At 72.4% G+C, this 15,195-nt stretch carries 15 protein-coding genes, 1 pseudogene and 1 riboswitch; of the genes and pseudogenes, 11 read left to right on the top strand and 5 right to left on the bottom strand.

The genetic code is table 11. From position 1 onward, the window contains the following. Nucleotides 1–230: 230 nt before the first annotated feature. The gene (locus tag AB0447_RS24415) at nt 231–824 is read right to left on the bottom strand and encodes a hypothetical protein (RefSeq protein WP_366478855.1); all 594 of its coding nucleotides are present in this window, start codon (nt 822–824) and stop codon (nt 231–233) included. A 201-nt stretch (nt 825–1,025) separates the two neighbouring features. Between AB0447_RS24415 and purN the strand changes: the two genes are divergently transcribed. Next, nucleotides 1,026–1,649 carry a phosphoribosylglycinamide formyltransferase gene (purN, locus tag AB0447_RS24410; RefSeq protein ID WP_366478854.1) on the top strand — a complete coding sequence of 208 codons (624 nt, stop codon included), beginning with the start codon at nt 1,026–1,028 and terminating at the stop codon, nt 1,647–1,649. Then, nucleotides 1,646–3,226 carry a bifunctional phosphoribosylaminoimidazolecarboxamide formyltransferase/IMP cyclohydrolase gene (gene purH, locus AB0447_RS24405; RefSeq protein ID WP_366478853.1) on the top strand — a complete coding sequence of 527 codons (1,581 nt, stop codon included), beginning with the start codon at nt 1,646–1,648 and terminating at the stop codon, nt 3,224–3,226. Before purN ends, purH begins: the two co-directional genes overlap by 4 nt. A gap of 84 nt (nt 3,227–3,310) precedes the next feature. On the opposite strand, the gene AB0447_RS24400 is transcribed toward purH, so the two are convergent. After that, nucleotides 3,311–3,955, bottom strand: coding sequence for a hypothetical protein (locus AB0447_RS24400; RefSeq protein ID WP_366478852.1), 645 nt, complete (start codon nt 3,953–3,955; stop codon nt 3,311–3,313). A 253-nt stretch (nt 3,956–4,208) separates the two neighbouring features. On the opposite strand from AB0447_RS24400, the gene AB0447_RS24395 reads away from it, so the two are divergent. From AB0447_RS24395 to AB0447_RS24370, 6 genes are all read left to right on the top strand, one after another. After that, the gene (locus tag AB0447_RS24395) at nt 4,209–5,069 is read left to right on the top strand and encodes a bifunctional methylenetetrahydrofolate dehydrogenase/methenyltetrahydrofolate cyclohydrolase (RefSeq protein ID WP_366478851.1); all 861 of its coding nucleotides are present in this window, start codon (nt 4,209–4,211) and stop codon (nt 5,067–5,069) included. Next, nucleotides 5,059–5,592, top strand: coding sequence for a DUF3017 domain-containing protein (locus AB0447_RS24390; protein ID WP_366478850.1), 534 nt, complete (start codon nt 5,059–5,061; stop codon nt 5,590–5,592). The genes AB0447_RS24395 and AB0447_RS24390 overlap by 11 nt, the downstream gene beginning before the upstream one ends. A gap of 161 nt (nt 5,593–5,753) precedes the next feature. Further along, the gene (locus AB0447_RS24385; protein ID WP_366478849.1) at nt 5,754–6,743 is read left to right on the top strand and encodes a malate dehydrogenase; all 990 of its coding nucleotides are present in this window, start codon (nt 5,754–5,756) and stop codon (nt 6,741–6,743) included. A 134-nt stretch (nt 6,744–6,877) separates the two neighbouring features. Next, a complete protein-coding gene (locus tag AB0447_RS24380) occupies nt 6,878–8,605 on the top strand; it encodes a hypothetical protein (protein WP_366478848.1) in 1,728 nt (575 codons plus the stop codon). Then, the gene (locus AB0447_RS24375) at nt 8,595–9,002 is read left to right on the top strand and encodes a hypothetical protein (RefSeq protein ID WP_366478847.1); all 408 of its coding nucleotides are present in this window, start codon (nt 8,595–8,597) and stop codon (nt 9,000–9,002) included. The genes AB0447_RS24380 and AB0447_RS24375 overlap by 11 nt, the downstream gene beginning before the upstream one ends. 3 nt (nt 9,003–9,005) lie before the next feature. Continuing rightward, nucleotides 9,006–9,935: a hypothetical protein gene (locus AB0447_RS24370; RefSeq protein WP_366478846.1), complete on the top strand. Its 930-nt coding sequence runs from the start codon at nt 9,006–9,008 to the stop codon at nt 9,933–9,935. Here AB0447_RS24370 and AB0447_RS24365 read toward each other — a convergent pair. Next, entirely contained in the window at nt 9,925–10,413 is a 489-nt protein-coding gene (locus tag AB0447_RS24365) for a carboxymuconolactone decarboxylase family protein (protein ID WP_366478845.1), read from the bottom strand. The two genes, AB0447_RS24370 and AB0447_RS24365, sit on opposite strands and share 11 nt — an antisense overlap. Nucleotides 10,414–10,460: 47 nt before the next feature. Here AB0447_RS24365 and AB0447_RS24360 point away from each other — a divergent pair, with 47 nt between their 5' ends. Continuing rightward, a complete protein-coding gene (locus AB0447_RS24360) occupies nt 10,461–11,867 on the top strand; it encodes a PLP-dependent aminotransferase family protein (RefSeq protein ID WP_366478844.1) in 1,407 nt (468 codons plus the stop codon). Between the two features lie 8 nt (nt 11,868–11,875). Here AB0447_RS24360 and AB0447_RS24355 read toward each other — a convergent pair. Next, a pseudogene (locus AB0447_RS24355) lies at nt 11,876–12,100 on the bottom strand (hypothetical protein); the annotation flags it as partial. A 114-nt stretch (nt 12,101–12,214) separates the two neighbouring features. Between AB0447_RS24355 and AB0447_RS24350 the strand changes: the two are divergent. Further along, the gene (locus AB0447_RS24350; protein WP_366478843.1) at nt 12,215–12,514 is read left to right on the top strand and encodes a hypothetical protein; all 300 of its coding nucleotides are present in this window, start codon (nt 12,215–12,217) and stop codon (nt 12,512–12,514) included. An 8-nt stretch (nt 12,515–12,522) separates the two neighbouring features. Next, nucleotides 12,523–13,716 (top strand): glutathionylspermidine synthase family protein, encoded by a 1,194-nt coding sequence (locus AB0447_RS24345; RefSeq protein ID WP_366478842.1) that lies wholly within the window; start codon nt 12,523–12,525, stop codon nt 13,714–13,716. Between the two features lie 61 nt (nt 13,717–13,777). On the opposite strand, the gene rocD is transcribed toward AB0447_RS24345, so the two are convergent. Next, nucleotides 13,778–14,983 carry an ornithine--oxo-acid transaminase gene (gene rocD, locus AB0447_RS24340; RefSeq protein ID WP_366478841.1) on the bottom strand — a complete coding sequence of 402 codons (1,206 nt, stop codon included), beginning with the start codon at nt 14,981–14,983 and terminating at the stop codon, nt 13,778–13,780. A gap of 112 nt (nt 14,984–15,095) precedes the next feature. Further along, a riboswitch (ZMP/ZTP riboswitch) is annotated at nt 15,096–15,186 on the top strand. The last annotated feature ends 9 nt before the right edge of the window (nt 15,187–15,195 follow it).

Raw genomic sequence — 15,195 nt, 5'->3', positions numbered from 1 at the left:
GTCTCCCACGACCTCGATCGGCTCACCGGCCACCGCCCCGTGGACCCCCGCGCCTCAAACGCCGGCGAGGCTGGAGATGGCTCCGGCTCCGGCGGGGCTGGAGATGCCCCCCGGCGGGTGGGTGGGGCGCCCCAAACGCCGGCGAGGCTGAGGATGCCCCCGGCGGGGCTGGAGATGCCCCCGGCGGGTGGGTGGGTGGGACGCCTCAAACGATGGCGGGGCTGGAGGGGTTAGGGCTGGACGCCGAGGAGGCCGCGGAGGGGTTTGGGGAGTTCGTCGTTGCACTTCAGTTCTGCCGTCTGGGTCAGCGCGTCGTCCCGGCAGACGTAGAAGTCCTTGTAGACGATCTGCAGCGTGTACGAGCCCGCCGCGAAGAGCAGTGCCAGACACGCCGTCACCAGCCCGCTCACCGCCGCCGTCCGCTGCGGCCGCACGTACGCGGCGGGCAGCGGGGCGGTCTGCGTCGCGCCGCCCTCGGCCGGCTTCGGCTTGCCGCGGAGTGCGCTGATGCCCCAGTACAGGGCCAGCGCGCCCAGCAGCAGCCCCATCGAGGGGATGCCGAACAGGCCGAAGAAGAAGCCCCACATGCCGGCGAGCAGCGCGTACCGGGCGCGGCGCTGGATCGGGTCGGTGGGGTCCCAGCGGGAGGGGCCGCTGGTGCCGCCGCCGGCCGGGTCCTCGCGTCGCTGGTGCTCGTCCGCGCCGTTGCGTGGCTGCCACGGCTGGTCGGGGCGCCCCTCCGGGGGAGCCGCGAACGGGTTGTCCGGCTGGTCGTCGCCGTTCGGCGCGGGCGGCGGGGTGGAGGACTGGCGGCGGTCCGGCATCGGGTGCGTTTCTTCCCCTGTGGTGTGGGTGAATGCGTTGTTGTGCCAGACGCTACCCCGCGGGCAGGGGACCGTCCCTCGGGGGCCGTCCGGTGTGCCGGTATCGTTGCAGGCGGTCGGTGGCTTCGTATGGTCCCCCGTAAATCGGGGACCCGGAGTTTCGTACGATCGCATAAGACGCACCCGCGAGAAAGGGCCCTCATGGCCGTCTCCCGCCTGGTCGTGCTGGTCTCCGGTTCCGGCACCAACCTCCAGGCCCTGCTTGATGCCATCGACTCCGATCCCGGGGGGCCCGAAGGGTTCGGCGCGCGCGTCGTGGCCGTGGGGGCGGACCGGGAGGGGATCGTCGGGCTCGAGCGGGCCGAGCGGGCCGGGATTCCGACGTTCGTGTGCCCCGTGAAGAAGTACGCCACCCGCGAGGAGTGGGACCGGGCGCTGACCGAGGCCACCGAGGCCTACGAGCCGGACCTCGTGGTGTCGGCCGGGTTCATGAAGATCGTGGGGAAGGAATTCCTCGCGCGTTTCGGGGGCCGGTTCGTCAACACGCACCCGGCCCTGCTCCCCGCCTTCCCCGGCGCGCACGGCGTGCGGGACGCCCTCGCCTACGGCGCGAAGGTCACCGGCTGCACCGTCCATTTCGTGGACGCCGGCGTGGACACCGGTCCGATCATCGCCCAGGGTGTCGTCGAGATCCGGGACGGGGACGACGAAGCCGCTCTCCATGAGCGCATCAAGGAAGTCGAGCGCAGGCTGCTCGTCGATGTCGTGGGGCGACTGGCCCGGCACGGCTACCGCATTGAGGGACGAAAGGTAACGATCCAGTGACCGCCGAAGGCACGACCGAAGCCACCACGAAGCGGGCGATCCGCCGGGCGCTCATCAGCGTGTACGACAAGACCGGGCTGGAGGAGCTCGCCCGCGGGCTGCACGAGGCGGGTGTCTCCCTCGTCTCGACCGGGTCGACCGCTTCGAAGATCGCGGCCGCCGGGGTGCCCGTCACCAAGGTCGAGGAGCTCACCGGCTTCCCCGAGTGCCTGGACGGCCGGGTCAAGACCCTGCACCCGCGCGTGCACGCCGGGATCCTCGCCGACCTGCGGCTGGACAGCCACCGCGAGCAGCTCGCCGAGCTCGGGGTCGAGCCCTTCGACCTCGTCGTGGTCAATCTGTACCCGTTCCGGGAGACCGTCGCCTCCGGCGCCACGCCCGACGAATGCGTGGAGCAGATCGACATCGGCGGCCCGTCGATGGTCCGCGCCGCGGCCAAGAACCACCCGTCCGTCGCCGTGGTCACCAGCCCTGCCCGGTACGCCGATGTCCTCGCGGCCGCCCAGGGCGGCGGCTTCGAGCTGACCGCCCGCAAGCGGCTCGCCGCCGAGGCGTTCCAGCACACCGCCGCGTACGACGTGGCCGTCGCCTCCTGGTTCACGAATGCGTACGCGCCGGAGGCGGAGGGCGCGCTGCCCGAGTTCCTGGCCGGGGCGTGGGAGCGCAAGGCCGGTCTGCGGTACGGGGAGAACCCGCACCAGGCCGCCGCGCTCTACACCGACGGGCAGCCGGGCGGGCTCGCCAATGCCGAGCAGCTGCACGGCAAGGAGATGTCCTTCAACAACTACGTGGACACCGAGGCCGCCCGCCGGGCCGCCTACGACCACGACGAGCCCTGTGTCGCGATCATCAAGCACGCCAACCCGTGCGGGATCGCGGTCGGCGCGGACGTCGCCGAGGCGCACCGCAAGGCGCACGCCTGCGACCCGCTGTCGGCCTTCGGCGGCGTGATCGCCGTCAACCGTCCGGTGACCGTCGAGCTCGCCGAGCAGGTGGCGGAGATCTTCACCGAGGTGATCGCGGCCCCGGCGTACGAGGACGGGGCCGTCGAGGTGCTGGCCCGGAAGAAGAACATCCGGGTGCTGAAGGTGGAGGGCTCCCCGCACCAGCCCGGTGACCTGAAGCCGATCAGCGGCGGCGTGCTGCTCCAGCAGTCCGACCTGCTCCAGGCCGAGGGCGACGACCCGGCCCGCTGGACCCTGGCGACGGGCGAGGCCCTGTCGGAGAGCGAGCTGGCCGAGCTGGCCTTCGCCTGGAGGGCCTGCCGGGCCGTCAAGTCGAACGCGATCCTGCTGGCCAAGGACGGCGCCTCGGTCGGCGTCGGCATGGGCCAGGTGAACCGGGTCGACTCGGCGAAGCTCGCGGTCGAGCGGGCGGGCGCCGAGCGCGCGCAGGGCTCGTACGCCGCTTCGGACGCGTTCTTCCCGTTCCCGGACGGCCTGGAGATCCTCACGTCCGCGGGCATCAAGGCCGTGGTCCAGCCGGGTGGTTCGGTCCGGGACGAGCAGGTCGTGGAGGCCGCCAAGGCGGCCGGGGTGACCATGTACTTCACCGGGACCCGGCACTTCTTCCACTGATCCGCAGTACGTACGGCGAAGGCCGCGTCCCCGCGAGCGATGCGGGGCGCGGCCTTCGCCGTATCCGGCAGTGTCCGGAAGGTGTTACGGGCGGCGGAAGTAGGCGCCCGCGGCCGAGTTGGCCAGACCGGCGATGATCCAGATGCTCAGAGCCAGGTTGATCAGCGTCAGGATCATGGAGAACACGATCGAGCCGACCAAGGCGTGCGGATCCGACAGCGCGATCAGGTTGATCAGCAGGCCGATGCCGGCGAACAGGGCCTGGAGCGAGCCGAAGACGATGCCGGAGACCCGGACACCGGCGCGGCCCTTGCTCATCTTGGCGGCCGTCAGGATCGGCCACAGCGAGAGGGCGACCAGGATGAGGCCCCCGATCACGGCGACGCCGCCGGCGATCGCACCCGCGTCCTCCGCGGAGGAGGAGCCGGAGTCGGAGAGGGCGGCGGCGAAGATCCCGCCGCCGACGGCGATGAGCACGCCGAAGAGAGCCGTGAGGCCGCCCTGGATGAACAGGATGACGCGAGCCGCGACCACCCCGCCCGGCATCGAGACGGGCATTCCGGCCGGGTAACCGGCGCCCGGGCCCGCCGGATAGGCCGGCATGGCCTGCTGCGGGTAGCCGTAGCCGGCCTGCGGCGGGATGCCCTGCGGGGCCTGCGGGTAGCCGTACTGGGGCTGGCCGCCCTGCGGCTGCTGTCCGTAGGGGTTGTTCGGATCGCCGAAGCTCATATGGGGTGTTCCTCCGTGGGAGTGCGGGGACGCGCGGCTCGCGCGGAGGAACTTCTCGCGGTGCGGTCCGCCCCCCGGCACTGCCCGCGGCACTACTTCCGGCCATCGTGGTGGCATCCTCGAGGGCTTGTCCAGTCGGGGCGTGTCCGCCGGGTGACTTGTTGTGCAAGTGCAATGACTGTGGGACTCCGTTTGTCCACCCGACCGGTCCGCTGACTGGAACCGGGGCGGGTCCATCCGGAAGGATGGGAACATGACCGCCCAGATTCTCGACGGCAAGGCCACCGCAGCCGCGATCAAGTCCGAACTGACCACCCGCGTCGAGGCGCTCAAGGCCCGGGGTGTCACCCCCGGCCTCGGCACCCTGTTGGTCGGCGACGATCCGGGCAGCCGCTGGTACGTCAACGGAAAGCACAAGGACTGCGCCGAGGTCGGCATCGAGTCCATCCGGCGCGAACTGCCCGCGACGGCCACCCAGGAGGAGATCGAGGCGGTCGTCCGGGAACTCAACGAGGACCCGGCGTGCACCGGCTACATCGTGCAACTGCCGCTCCCCAAGGGCATCGACACCAACCGGGTCCTGGAACTGATGGACCCGCTCAAGGACGCCGACGGCCTGCACCCGATGTCGCTCGGGCGGCTGGTGCTGAACGAGCCCGGCCCGCTGCCCTGCACCCCGTACGGCATCGTGGAACTGCTCCGCCACCACGGCGTGGAGATCAACGGCGCGCACGTGGTGGTCCTCGGCCGCGGCATCACCGTGGGCCGGTCCATCGGCCTGCTGCTCACCCGCAAGTCGGAGAACGCCACCGTCACCCTGTGCCACACCGGCACCCGTGACCTGTCCGGGCTGCTGCGGCAGGCCGACATCGTGGTCGCGGCCGCCGGTGTCCCGCACCTGGTCAAGCCGGAGGACGTGAAGCCCGGCGCGGCCGTCCTCGACGTCGGCGTCAGCCGTGACGAGGACGGGAAGATCGTCGGCGATGTGCACCCGGGGGTGGCCCAGGTGGCCGGCTGGATCTCCCCGAACCCGGGCGGGGTGGGCCCGATGACCCGCGCCCAGCTCCTGGTCAACGTCGTCGAAGCGGCCGAACGGGCGACCAGTGCGGGCTGACCGGCAGCAGGGCCAGGCCGGACCCGGCGGACCCGCCGAGCCCCCGGGCCAGAACGGGCCCGCCGGCCAGGGCGGGCCCGTCGCCCACGGCGGATCCGGCGGCCAGGACGCGTCCGGCGGGCAGGGCGGCGGCGAGCGGAGGTCCCGGCGGTTCCCCCAGGTCACCCGTGACACCGCCCGCCCGGAAGGCGGCGGGCGCGCGGCACCCGGGGACGCGCCCGCGCCGGCCCGCCAGTGGCCGATGCTCAGCGTGCTCGCCGCGACCGCGGCCGGGCTGCTGCTCACCGCGCTCGGGCATCCCCGGATCGGCTGCCTGATGATCGGGGCGGTGCTGATCGCGGCCTCGGTGCTGCGTCAGGTGCTGCCCTCGGTGGGCATGCTCGCGGTCCGGTCCCGGTTCACCGACATGGTCACGTACGGGATCCTCGGCATCGCGATCACCCTGCTGGCCCTGGTGATGGAGCCCAAGCCCCTGCTGGAGATCCCGTTCCTGGAGAACACCGTACGGTTCATCGTCCGCTGACAGGCGAGTGGAGCAAGGCCGGAGAACGCTCCGGCCTTCGAACTCCCTCCGAACGTGTGCCACGCACCACAGGGACCCGGGGGTTGGGCAGTCCTGCGGTCGGATAGCCTGCGCACATGGGGCAGGGACGTCCCACCGCCAGCTGTCTAACGGAGAAGGCCATGACCCGCACTCCCGTGAATGTCACCGTCACCGGCGCCGCCGGCCAGATCGGTTACGCGCTGCTCTTCCGCATCGCGTCCGGCCACCTGCTCGGCGCGGACGTGCCGGTCAACCTGCGCCTCCTCGAGATCCCGCAGGGCCTCAAGGCCGCCGAGGGCACCGCCATGGAGCTCGACGACTGCGCCTTCCCGCTGCTGCGCGGCATCGAGATCACCGACGACGCCAACAAGGCCTTCGACGGTGCGAACGTCGCGCTGCTCGTCGGCGCCCGCCCGCGCACCAAGGGCATGGAGCGCGGCGACCTGCTCGCCGCCAACGGCGGCATCTTCAAGCCGCAGGGCAAGGCCATCAACGACCACGCCGCGGACGACATCAAGGTCCTGGTCGTCGGCAACCCGGCCAACACCAACGCCCTGATCGCCCAGGCCGCCGCGCCGGACGTACCGCGCGAGCGCTTCACCGCGATGACCCGCCTGGACCACAACCGCGCGATCTCGCAGCTGGCCGCCAAGACCGGCGCCGCCGTCTCCGACATCAAGCGCCTGACCATCTGGGGCAACCACTCGGCCACCCAGTACCCGGACATCTTCCACGCGGAGATCGCCGGCAAGAACGCCGCCGAGGTCGTCAACGACGAGCAGTGGCTCGCCGACACCTTCATCCCGACCGTCGCCAAGCGCGGCGCCGCGATCATCGAGGCCCGTGGCGCGTCCTCGGCCGCCTCGGCCGCCAACGCCGCCATCGACCACGTGTACACCTGGGTCAACGGCACCGCCGCGGGCGACTGGACCTCCATGGGCATCCCGTCGGACGGCTCCTACGGCGTCCCGGAGGGCATCATCTCCTCCTTCCCCGTCACCACCAAGGACGGCGCGTACGAGATCGTCCAGGGCCTGGACATCAACGAGTTCTCCCGCACCCGCATCGACGCCTCCGTCGCGGAGCTCGTCGAGGAGCGCGACGCGGTTCGCGAGCTCGGCCTGATCTGAGCCGGCTCCCGGCCCGGCTCCCGAGCCGAGCCGTCCCCCGAGTCGAATGACGAAACGCCCCGGCCAAACCTGGCCGGGGCGTTTTGGCGTGAAAATGCCTGTCCGTGCATGTAGGGGAAAAATAAGGTCGGTCGGTGACCGAGATCCCCGGGATCCCCGAGATCCCCCTCCCCTCCCAGCCGGTCGGCGGCGGCTGGGACGATCCCCTCAACGGACGCCCCCCGGTACACCCCTCGGCCAGTGAGGCCGGGCGGCTGCTCTGCGCAGGCACCTACATCAACGGCAGCTACCGCGACCGGGTGATCGACGAGCTGTACGTCCACGAGGAGCGCATCGCCGCCCCCAGTTACGGATTCGACGCCGCCCGCGTCCTCGCCCACGCCCTGCGCGCCCGCCGGATCGAACTCGGCTGGGCCGCCGCCGTCCTCGGCGCCTGGTTCGTCGGCCTGCTGCTCACCGACTGGGCGCTGATGCTCCTGCTGGTCCCGTTCCTGATGCTGAGCCTGGCCGGCTGGCTGAGCTCCCGCGACAACCCGGTGTTGCGCTTCCTCGGCGCCCTGCTGCGGGTCTACGTCGTCGTGTCCGTGATCCTCTCGGTGGTGGCCGTCGTCAGCGTGGGGCTCCTGCTGGGGAACGCCCTCGGCGAGACGATCGGGTACGACACCCTGCTGGCGCTCGACGAAGCCGGCGAGGAAACCGCCTACCTGTGGGGCGTGGCCGCCGTGGGTGCCGCCCTGGTCACCCTCGTCGCATTGCAGCGCAGCCAGGTCGCCAAGGTCATCGCCACCGACCTGTCCCCGCACCGGTACGCCGACCAGGCCACCGACCCCGCCGAGGCCGCACCCGGCGCCCGCCTGGAGCGGATCCGCCGGCGCATCCGCAACGAACAGTGGTCGCCGCTGGTCGTGTACGACATCAACCACCCGCTGTGCGGGGCGGGCGACCCCTACCGGCCCTGGCACCTCTCCGTCGAGCTGCGCCCGCGCGCCGACCTCGGCCCGGACCGGAAGCCGACCCCGCTCGACAACGCGCAGATCCTGGGCAAGGTCGTGCCCCGGCTCCAGCGGCTGCGGGTGCCCTCCCCGCACGGCTCCGCGCAGGCCCGGGACGCCGTCATGGACCGGCTGCGCGAACTGGTCATCGAGGAGAGCGTGTTCCTGCCCGCCGCCGGGCTGCCGCACCGCGACGCCGCCCCGGTCGACCCCGGGTCCTACACCGAGCACCGGGCCGCCTCGGTCGAGGAGGGCGGCGAGCTGCGCCGCCACTTCCTGCGGGTGCGGGTCGGCGGCTGGGACGAGAACCTGGTCGTCACCGTGTTCGTACGGGTCCACACCCAGGGCGGCATGCTGATGCTGGAGGTCGCGCCGCACGTGTTGCTGCCCCTGCCGGTGTCCTTCCTGAACGCCGACGCCGACGCGCAGCGGTTCCTGAACAACCACTGGTTCGGCAAGGCGGTGTGGGCGATGGCGCACACCCCCGGTTCCTTCGCGACCGCCGTCATCACCCTGTTCCGCGGCCTGACCAGCTGGTGGCGGATCGCCACCGGCGGGCACGGCGGGGCCCGCCCGGACGGCCCGTACGCGTCCGTGCGCGAACTGGCCTCGCAGGACAACGGCTCGATCTTCCACCTCATGGACCTCGACCGGTACCTGAAGACCATTCAGGACCGGGTGGTGGCCGGTGTGACCGAGGCCCTGCACGAAGCGGGATGGCACACCGAGGAGTTCGCGCAGCGCGCGGTCACCGTCGCGGACGGCGGGGTGTACATCCAGTCGGTGCACGGCAGCGCGTTCAGCGTCGGCGGCTCGGGGCACACCAACAGCGTCGGTCAGACGGGCAAGGGGAGTAGCGGTGGCAAATAACGGCAGCGACACCGGTATCGGCGGCGGGGACGAAGAGGCCCGGCCCTCGGTGCGGTTCGGCGACGTCAGCGGCAGCGCCTTCAGCGTCGGCGGCAGCAACAACACCAACACCGTCACGCACGGGCACGGCGGGGCGGAACAGGCCCCGGGGGCGGCGGAACTGCTGGAGGCCGTGCAGGACCTCCGCGCCGCCCTCGTCCGGCTGCCGCGCAGCAGCGACCGGTCGGCCCTCGACGGCGAACTGGACGAGGCCGCCGGCGAACTGGAGGACGAGGGCGCGATCCGCCCGGCCGTGCTGACCCGGCTGCGCGGCGCCCTGGAACGCTGGGCGCCGCTGGTCGACTCGGTGGGTGCGGCGGCCTCGCTGGGCGGCCTGCTCACGGCGCTGGGCGGCTGACGGATGGCCCCCTCCGAACTCCGCTGGGACCCGAACACGCAGCGCTGGGTCCAGCACGAGCCGCCCGCGCAGCCGGCCCCGCTGCCGACCGTCCCGGCTCCGGCTCCACCGCCTTCCGGGATCACGCCTCCGCCGATGCCGCCGGGGCCGCCGGTTCCGCCGCCCCTGCCGCCGGGCCCGCCGGGCCCGCCGGTGCCGGCCAGCCCCGGCCCGCCTCGCGACCCCCGTACGCGCGGCTCCTGGCTGACCCCGGCGACGGCGGGGATCGCGGTGGCGGCCGTCGCCCTGGGCGCGGCAGCCGTGTGGTTCGTACAGCGGGACGACACGCCGAAGCCGGAGGTGCACGGGTCGGAGACCCTCACGGCCGCGCCGACCGGGCCGCCGTCCCCGTCCCCGTCCGCCTCCCCGTCGGAAGAGGCCGGAAACCCGGAGTCCCCCTCACCCTCCGACGACTCGTCTTCCGACGCGCCCTCCGCTTCGGCTTCCGCTTCCACCTCCTCCGACCACCAGGTGGTCAGCGACCCCGAGGGCTTCACGGTCGCCGTCCCCCGCGGATGGAACCGCGAGGAGACGCGCAACGGCGTGTTCTACCGCTCGCCGGACCGGACCGCGCTGCTCCAGCTGTTCCCGGTCACCGAGGCCGAGCTCAGCCCGCTCGACGCGGTCAAGGCCGCCTCGGAGGGCCTGCGCAAGGAGACCCCCGCCTACACGGAGATCCGGGTCGGCACGCTCCCGGACGGCTCCGGCGCCGCCGAACTCGTCTACGAGTACGACAGCGCGGAGTCCAAGGGCAGGCGGCGCGGCGTGGAACGGGTCCTCGTCATGCCGGGCGGCGGCAAGTGGGCGGTGCTGGCCGCCGGCCCGGCCGGCGAGTGGACCCGTACCCAGGGGAACCTGGCGGCGGCGCTGGAGGCCTTCCGGCTCAGTACTTGAACATGCCCGGGGTGTAGTGCCCCGGCACCGAGCGGGTGGTCACCGCGAAGCGGTTCCAGGCGTTGATCGTCGCGATCACGGCGATCAGCTGGGCCAGTTCGGCCTCCTCGAACTGCTTCGCGGCCTTCGCGTACACCTCGTCCGGGACGAAACCCTCGGTCAGGAGGGTGACGGCCTCGGTGAACTCGATCGCCGCCAGTTCCTTCTCGGTGTAGAAGTGCCGGGACTCGGCCCAGGCGCCGAGCTGGACGATCCGCTCGACGGTCTCGCCGGCGGCGATGGCGTCCTTGGTGTGCATGTCGATGCAGAACGCGCAGTGGTTGAGCTGCGAGGCGCGGATCTTGACGAGTTCGACGAGGACCGGGTCCAGGCCCTTACGGGCGGCGATCTCCAGGGCCACCATCGCCTTGTAGACCTCGGGGGCGAGCTGGTGCCACTGCATGCGGGCGGGGTGTTCGGCTGCGTAGATCTTGTCCATGGATCCCACCGTAGGCGGTGGACCGTCCGCCGCTATGGTCCATATCCATGACGGAATCCTGGGCCAATTCGGCCGACGTCGGTGCCGATCTGCATGTGGAACCGGCCCCCGGGCGCGGCCTGAAGGCGGGCCTCGCCGAGGCGCTGCGGGAGGCCGTGCGCGGGGGCCGGCTGGCCCCCGGGGCGCGGCTGCCCTCCTCCCGGTCCCTCGCCGCCGACCTGGGCATCGCGCGGAACACGGTCGCCGAGGCGTACGCCGAGCTGGTCGCCGAGGGCTGGCTGACGGCCCGGCAGGGCTCCGGCACCCGGGTCGCCCCGCGCGCCCGGCCCCGCAAGGCCGCGGCGGCGCCGGCGGTACGGCCTCCCACCCGGCAGGGCCGGGCCGCGTACAGCCTGCTGCCAGGCTCCCCGGACCTGGGCGGCTTCCCGCGCGCGGCCTGGCTGACGGCGGCCCGCCGGGCCCTGACGGACGCGCCCAACGAGGCCTTCGGGTACGGGGATCCGCGCGGGCGGGTGGAACTGCGGGAGGCACTCGCCGGGTACCTGGCGCGGGCCCGCGGCGTGTACGCGGACCCGGAGCGGATCGTGCTGTGCGCGGGGTTCGTGCAGGGGCTGATGCTGATGGCGCGGGTGCTGCGCAGGCGCCGGGTGCGGGAGGTGGCGGTCGAGTCGTACAGCCTGGACGTCCATCGGGACCTGCTGACGGCGGAAGGGCTGCGGACCCGGCCGCTGCTGCTGGACGCGGCGGGTGCGCGCACCCCGGACCTGTCGGGTCTGGCCGCCGGGGCGGTCCTGCTGACCCCGGCGCACCAGTTCCCGACCGGGGTCGCGCTGACCCCGGAGCGGCGGGCGGCGGCGGTGGACTGGGCGCGGGCCTCGGGCGGGGTGATCCTGGAGGACGACTACGACGGGGAGTTCCGCTACGACCGGCAGCCGGTGGGCGCGCTGCAGAGCCTGGACCCCGACCGGGTGGTCTACCTGGGCACGGCCAGCAAGTCCCTGGCGCCGGGGCTGAGGCTGGGCTGGATGGTGGTTCCGCCCGGCCTGCTCGACGAGGTCCTGGCGGCCCGGGGGCGGGTGGACTGGACGTCGAGCGCGCTGGAGCAGCTGACGCTGGCGCAGTTCATCACCTCCGGGGCGTACGACCGGCACGTGCGCGGGATGCGGTTGCGGTACCGGCGGCGGAGGGACCAGCTGGTGGCGGCGGTGGGAGGGCGGGTCGCGGTCTCGGGGATCGCGGCAGGGCTGCATGCGGTGCTGGACCTGCCGGCGGGGACCGAGCGGGCCGTCCTGCAGGCCGCGGCCTGGCACAGTCTGGCCCTGGACGGCCTGTCGGGGTTCCGGCACCCCGATGCGGTGATGCCGGCCCGGGACGCCCTGGTGGTCGGCTACGGCACCCCGCCGGACAGCGCCTGGACCCCCACCCTCGCCGCCCTCTCCTCCACCTTGCCGTAGCCCTCCGAGATCGGGATGTGCCGCAGCGCGATGATCTGGAGGACGAACCCGACTCCGTCGAGCGCCAGACCGAGCAGATACCGCCACTGCCGCACCGCCCGCAGGAACAGCCGCGCGTCCACCCCCGATCCGGTGGAAGGCCCGCCCGCAGCCTGTGCCGCAGCCCGTGCCGCGACGGCCTGAAGCACCGAGGCCGTACCGAAATGCAGGGCCGCACCCAGCGCGCAAACCATCCCAATCAGCACAAACAGACTGTAGTGCAGCGGTGATGAGGCGGCCGGATTCCATACCCCCCGCAGCCGCCTCTAGTCTGTCCGCAGCACGCCACCGTCAGGGGGAGCACGAACATGGACAGCAGCACCAGTACTCGGCGACGCATGCGTTCCGGCGGCGTCGCCCTCGGCGGAATGGGCCTGCTCGCGGCGACCCTGGTCGCCTGCGGCAGCAGCGACGAACCCGACCGGCGCTGCGCGGACCGCGTCACGCTGGACCAGTACTCCATGGAGGAGTGCAAGAAGAGCGGCCGCGGCTCCTACTACTACGGCGGCAGCGTCACCACCGCCAACAAGGTGACCGGCGGCAGCTTCGACAAGAGCGCCGTCAAGCGCGGCGGCATCGGCGGCGGCTCCTCCTCCAGCGGCGGCTGAGCACCGGCATGAAGCGGCACACCATCGAGCCCCGCCCCGACTGGCAGAAGACCGTCGAGGAGCAGGGGCTCATCTACCCGCTCACCCGCTACCCGGACGACTCCCTGCGCCCCTACTGGGACGAGAGCGCCTACTACTCCTTCAGCCTCCCCGAGGTGGAGGCGCTGGAGGACGTCGTCGAGGAGCTGCACGCGATGTGCCTGGCCGCGGCCGCGCACATCGTGGACAACGACCGTCTCGCCGACCTCGGGATCACCGATCCCCTGCTCCGCGACCGGGTCGTGGAGTCCTGGCGCCGACGCGCCGAGCAGCCCTCCCTCTACGGCCGGTTCGACCTGCGCTACGACGGCACCGGCCCGGCGAAGATGCTGGAGTACAACGCGGACACCCCGACCTCCCTGGTGGAGGCGGCGAGCCCGCAGTGGTTCTGGATGGAGGAGCGCTTCCCCGGCGCCGACCAGTGGAACTCCCTCCACGAGCGCCTCGTCGACGCCTGGCGCCGCCAGGCCGAACTGCTCCCGCCCGGCCCGCTGCACTTCGCGCACTCCGAGGCAGACGAGCTCGGCGAGGACCTGATGACGGTCGCCTACCTCCAGGAGACCGCCGACCAGGCCGGCATCGAGACGCACGCCCTCTCCGTCGAGAAGATCGGCTGGGACGGGCTGTCCGGCCGGTTCGTGGACGAGAAGCTCCGCTTCATCCGCAGCTGCTTCAAGCTCTACCCGTGGGAGTGGCTGGCCACCGACCCGTTCGCCCCGCAGGTCCTCCACACCCTGGACACCGGCGGCGGCACCGGCACCACCTGCTGGATCGAGCCGGTGTGGAAGATGCTGCTCTCCAACAAGGCGCTGCTGGCGGTGCTCTGGGAGCTGTTCCCCGAGCACCCGAACCTGCTGCCCGCCTACCTCGACGGCCCGCGGGAGCTCGCCGAGGACGGCGGGTACGTGGCCAAGCCGCTGCTCGGCCGCGAGGGCGCGGGGGTCACGGTCCACGAGCCGGGCCCGGACGGGGTGCCGTTCGTGCCGCAGGACGGGGAGAGGTACTGCTACCAGGCCCTCGCCCCGCTGCCCGACTTCGACGGCAACCGGGTGGTGCTCGGCGCATGGGTCGTCGAGGACGAGGCGGCGGGGCTCGGCATCCGCGAGTCCTCCGGCCTGATCACGGACGAGTACGCGCGCTTCCTGCCCCACGTCATCCTGTAGGGGCCCGGCGGGACCGGCTCCCGGCCCCCAGGCCCCTGCAGGAGCGGCCCGTACGCCGGGGTCAGGGGTTCAGTACGGCCCGCAGCTGGTCCAGGCCCCAGTCGAGGTCCTCCTTGCTGATCACCAGCGGCGGCGCGATCCGGATGGTGGAGCCGTGGGTGTCCTTCACCAGCACCCCGCGCTCCATCAGCCGTTCCGAGATCTCCCGCCCGGTGCCGTGCGCCGGATCGACGTCCACGCCCGCCCACAGGCCCCGCCCTCGTACGGCGGTCACCGCGCCCGCGCCCACCATCAGGCCGAGCTCCGCGTGCAGGTGGTCGCCCAGCTCGGCGGCCCGCTGCTGGTACTCGCCGGTGCGCAGCATCGCGATGACCTCCAGGGCGACCGCGCAGGCCAGCGGGTTGCCGCCGAAGGTGGAGCCGTGCTCGCCGGGCCGGAACACCCCGAGGACGTCCCGGTCGGCGACCACCGCGGACACCGGCACCACGCCGCCGCCCAGCGCCTTCCCCAGGATGTAGACGTCGGGGACGACCCCCTCGTGCTCGCAGGCGAAGGTCTTCCCGGTGCGTCCGAGGCCCGACTGGATCTCGTCCGCCATGAACAGCACGTTCCGCTCGCGCGTCAACTCCCGTACGCCGCGCAGGTAGCCGGCCGGCGGCACCAGCACCCCTGCCTCGCCCTGGATCGGCTCCAGCAGCACCGCCACCGTGTTCTCGGTGACGGCCGCGGCCAGCGCGGTCAGGTCCCCGTACGGCACGATCTCGAACCCGGGCGTGTAGGGCCCGTAGTGGTCGCGGGCCTCGTGATCCGTGGAGAAGGACACGATGGTGGTGGTCCGGCCGTGGAAGTTGTCCGCGGCGACCACGATCTTCGCGTGCCCGTCCGGCACGCCCTTGACCTCGTACCCCCACTTTCTGGCGGTCTTCACGGCCGTCTCGACGGCCTCCGCGCCCGTGTTCATCGGCAGCACCATCTCCTTGCCGCACAGCTCGGCGAGCTGCGTGCAGAAGTCGGCGAACCGGACGTGGTGGAAGGCGCGCGAGGTGAGGGTCACCCGGTCCAGCTGCGCCTTGGCGGCGTCGATCAGCCGGCGGTTGCCGTGACCGAAGTTGAGGGCCGAGTAGCCGGCGAGCATGTCGAGGTACCGCCGACCCTCGACGTCCGTCATCCAGGCGCCCTCGGCCGAGCTGACGACGACGGGGAGCGGGTGATAGTTGTGCGCGCTGTGCGCGTCGGCGGAGCGGATGGCATCAGCAGTTGTCGACACGGGGTCTCCGTTTCGTCCGTCCTGGCCTGTGACGTGGGTGGCGTCAATATCTATCGTCGCTCCTCGCCGCTGACGGGGAAAGCGTCCGGGTGTCGGGGCCGATAAGGTGTGCGGTACGCACGGCGACTGGCGTACGGAGAACCAACTCCGGGGGAGTCGTGCGCGCATGTCCGCACACAGGGCCGCTCGCCTGGGCCTCGCGGGGTACGAAC

Origin of the sequence: Streptomyces sp. NPDC051211 (assembly GCF_040689505.1) — a bacterium.
In the GTDB taxonomy this organism is placed as follows: domain Bacteria; phylum Actinomycetota; class Actinomycetes; order Streptomycetales; family Streptomycetaceae; genus Streptomyces.
Note: the sequence above shows the minus strand (reverse complement) of the source record. Positions and strands in the feature narration are given on the sequence as shown.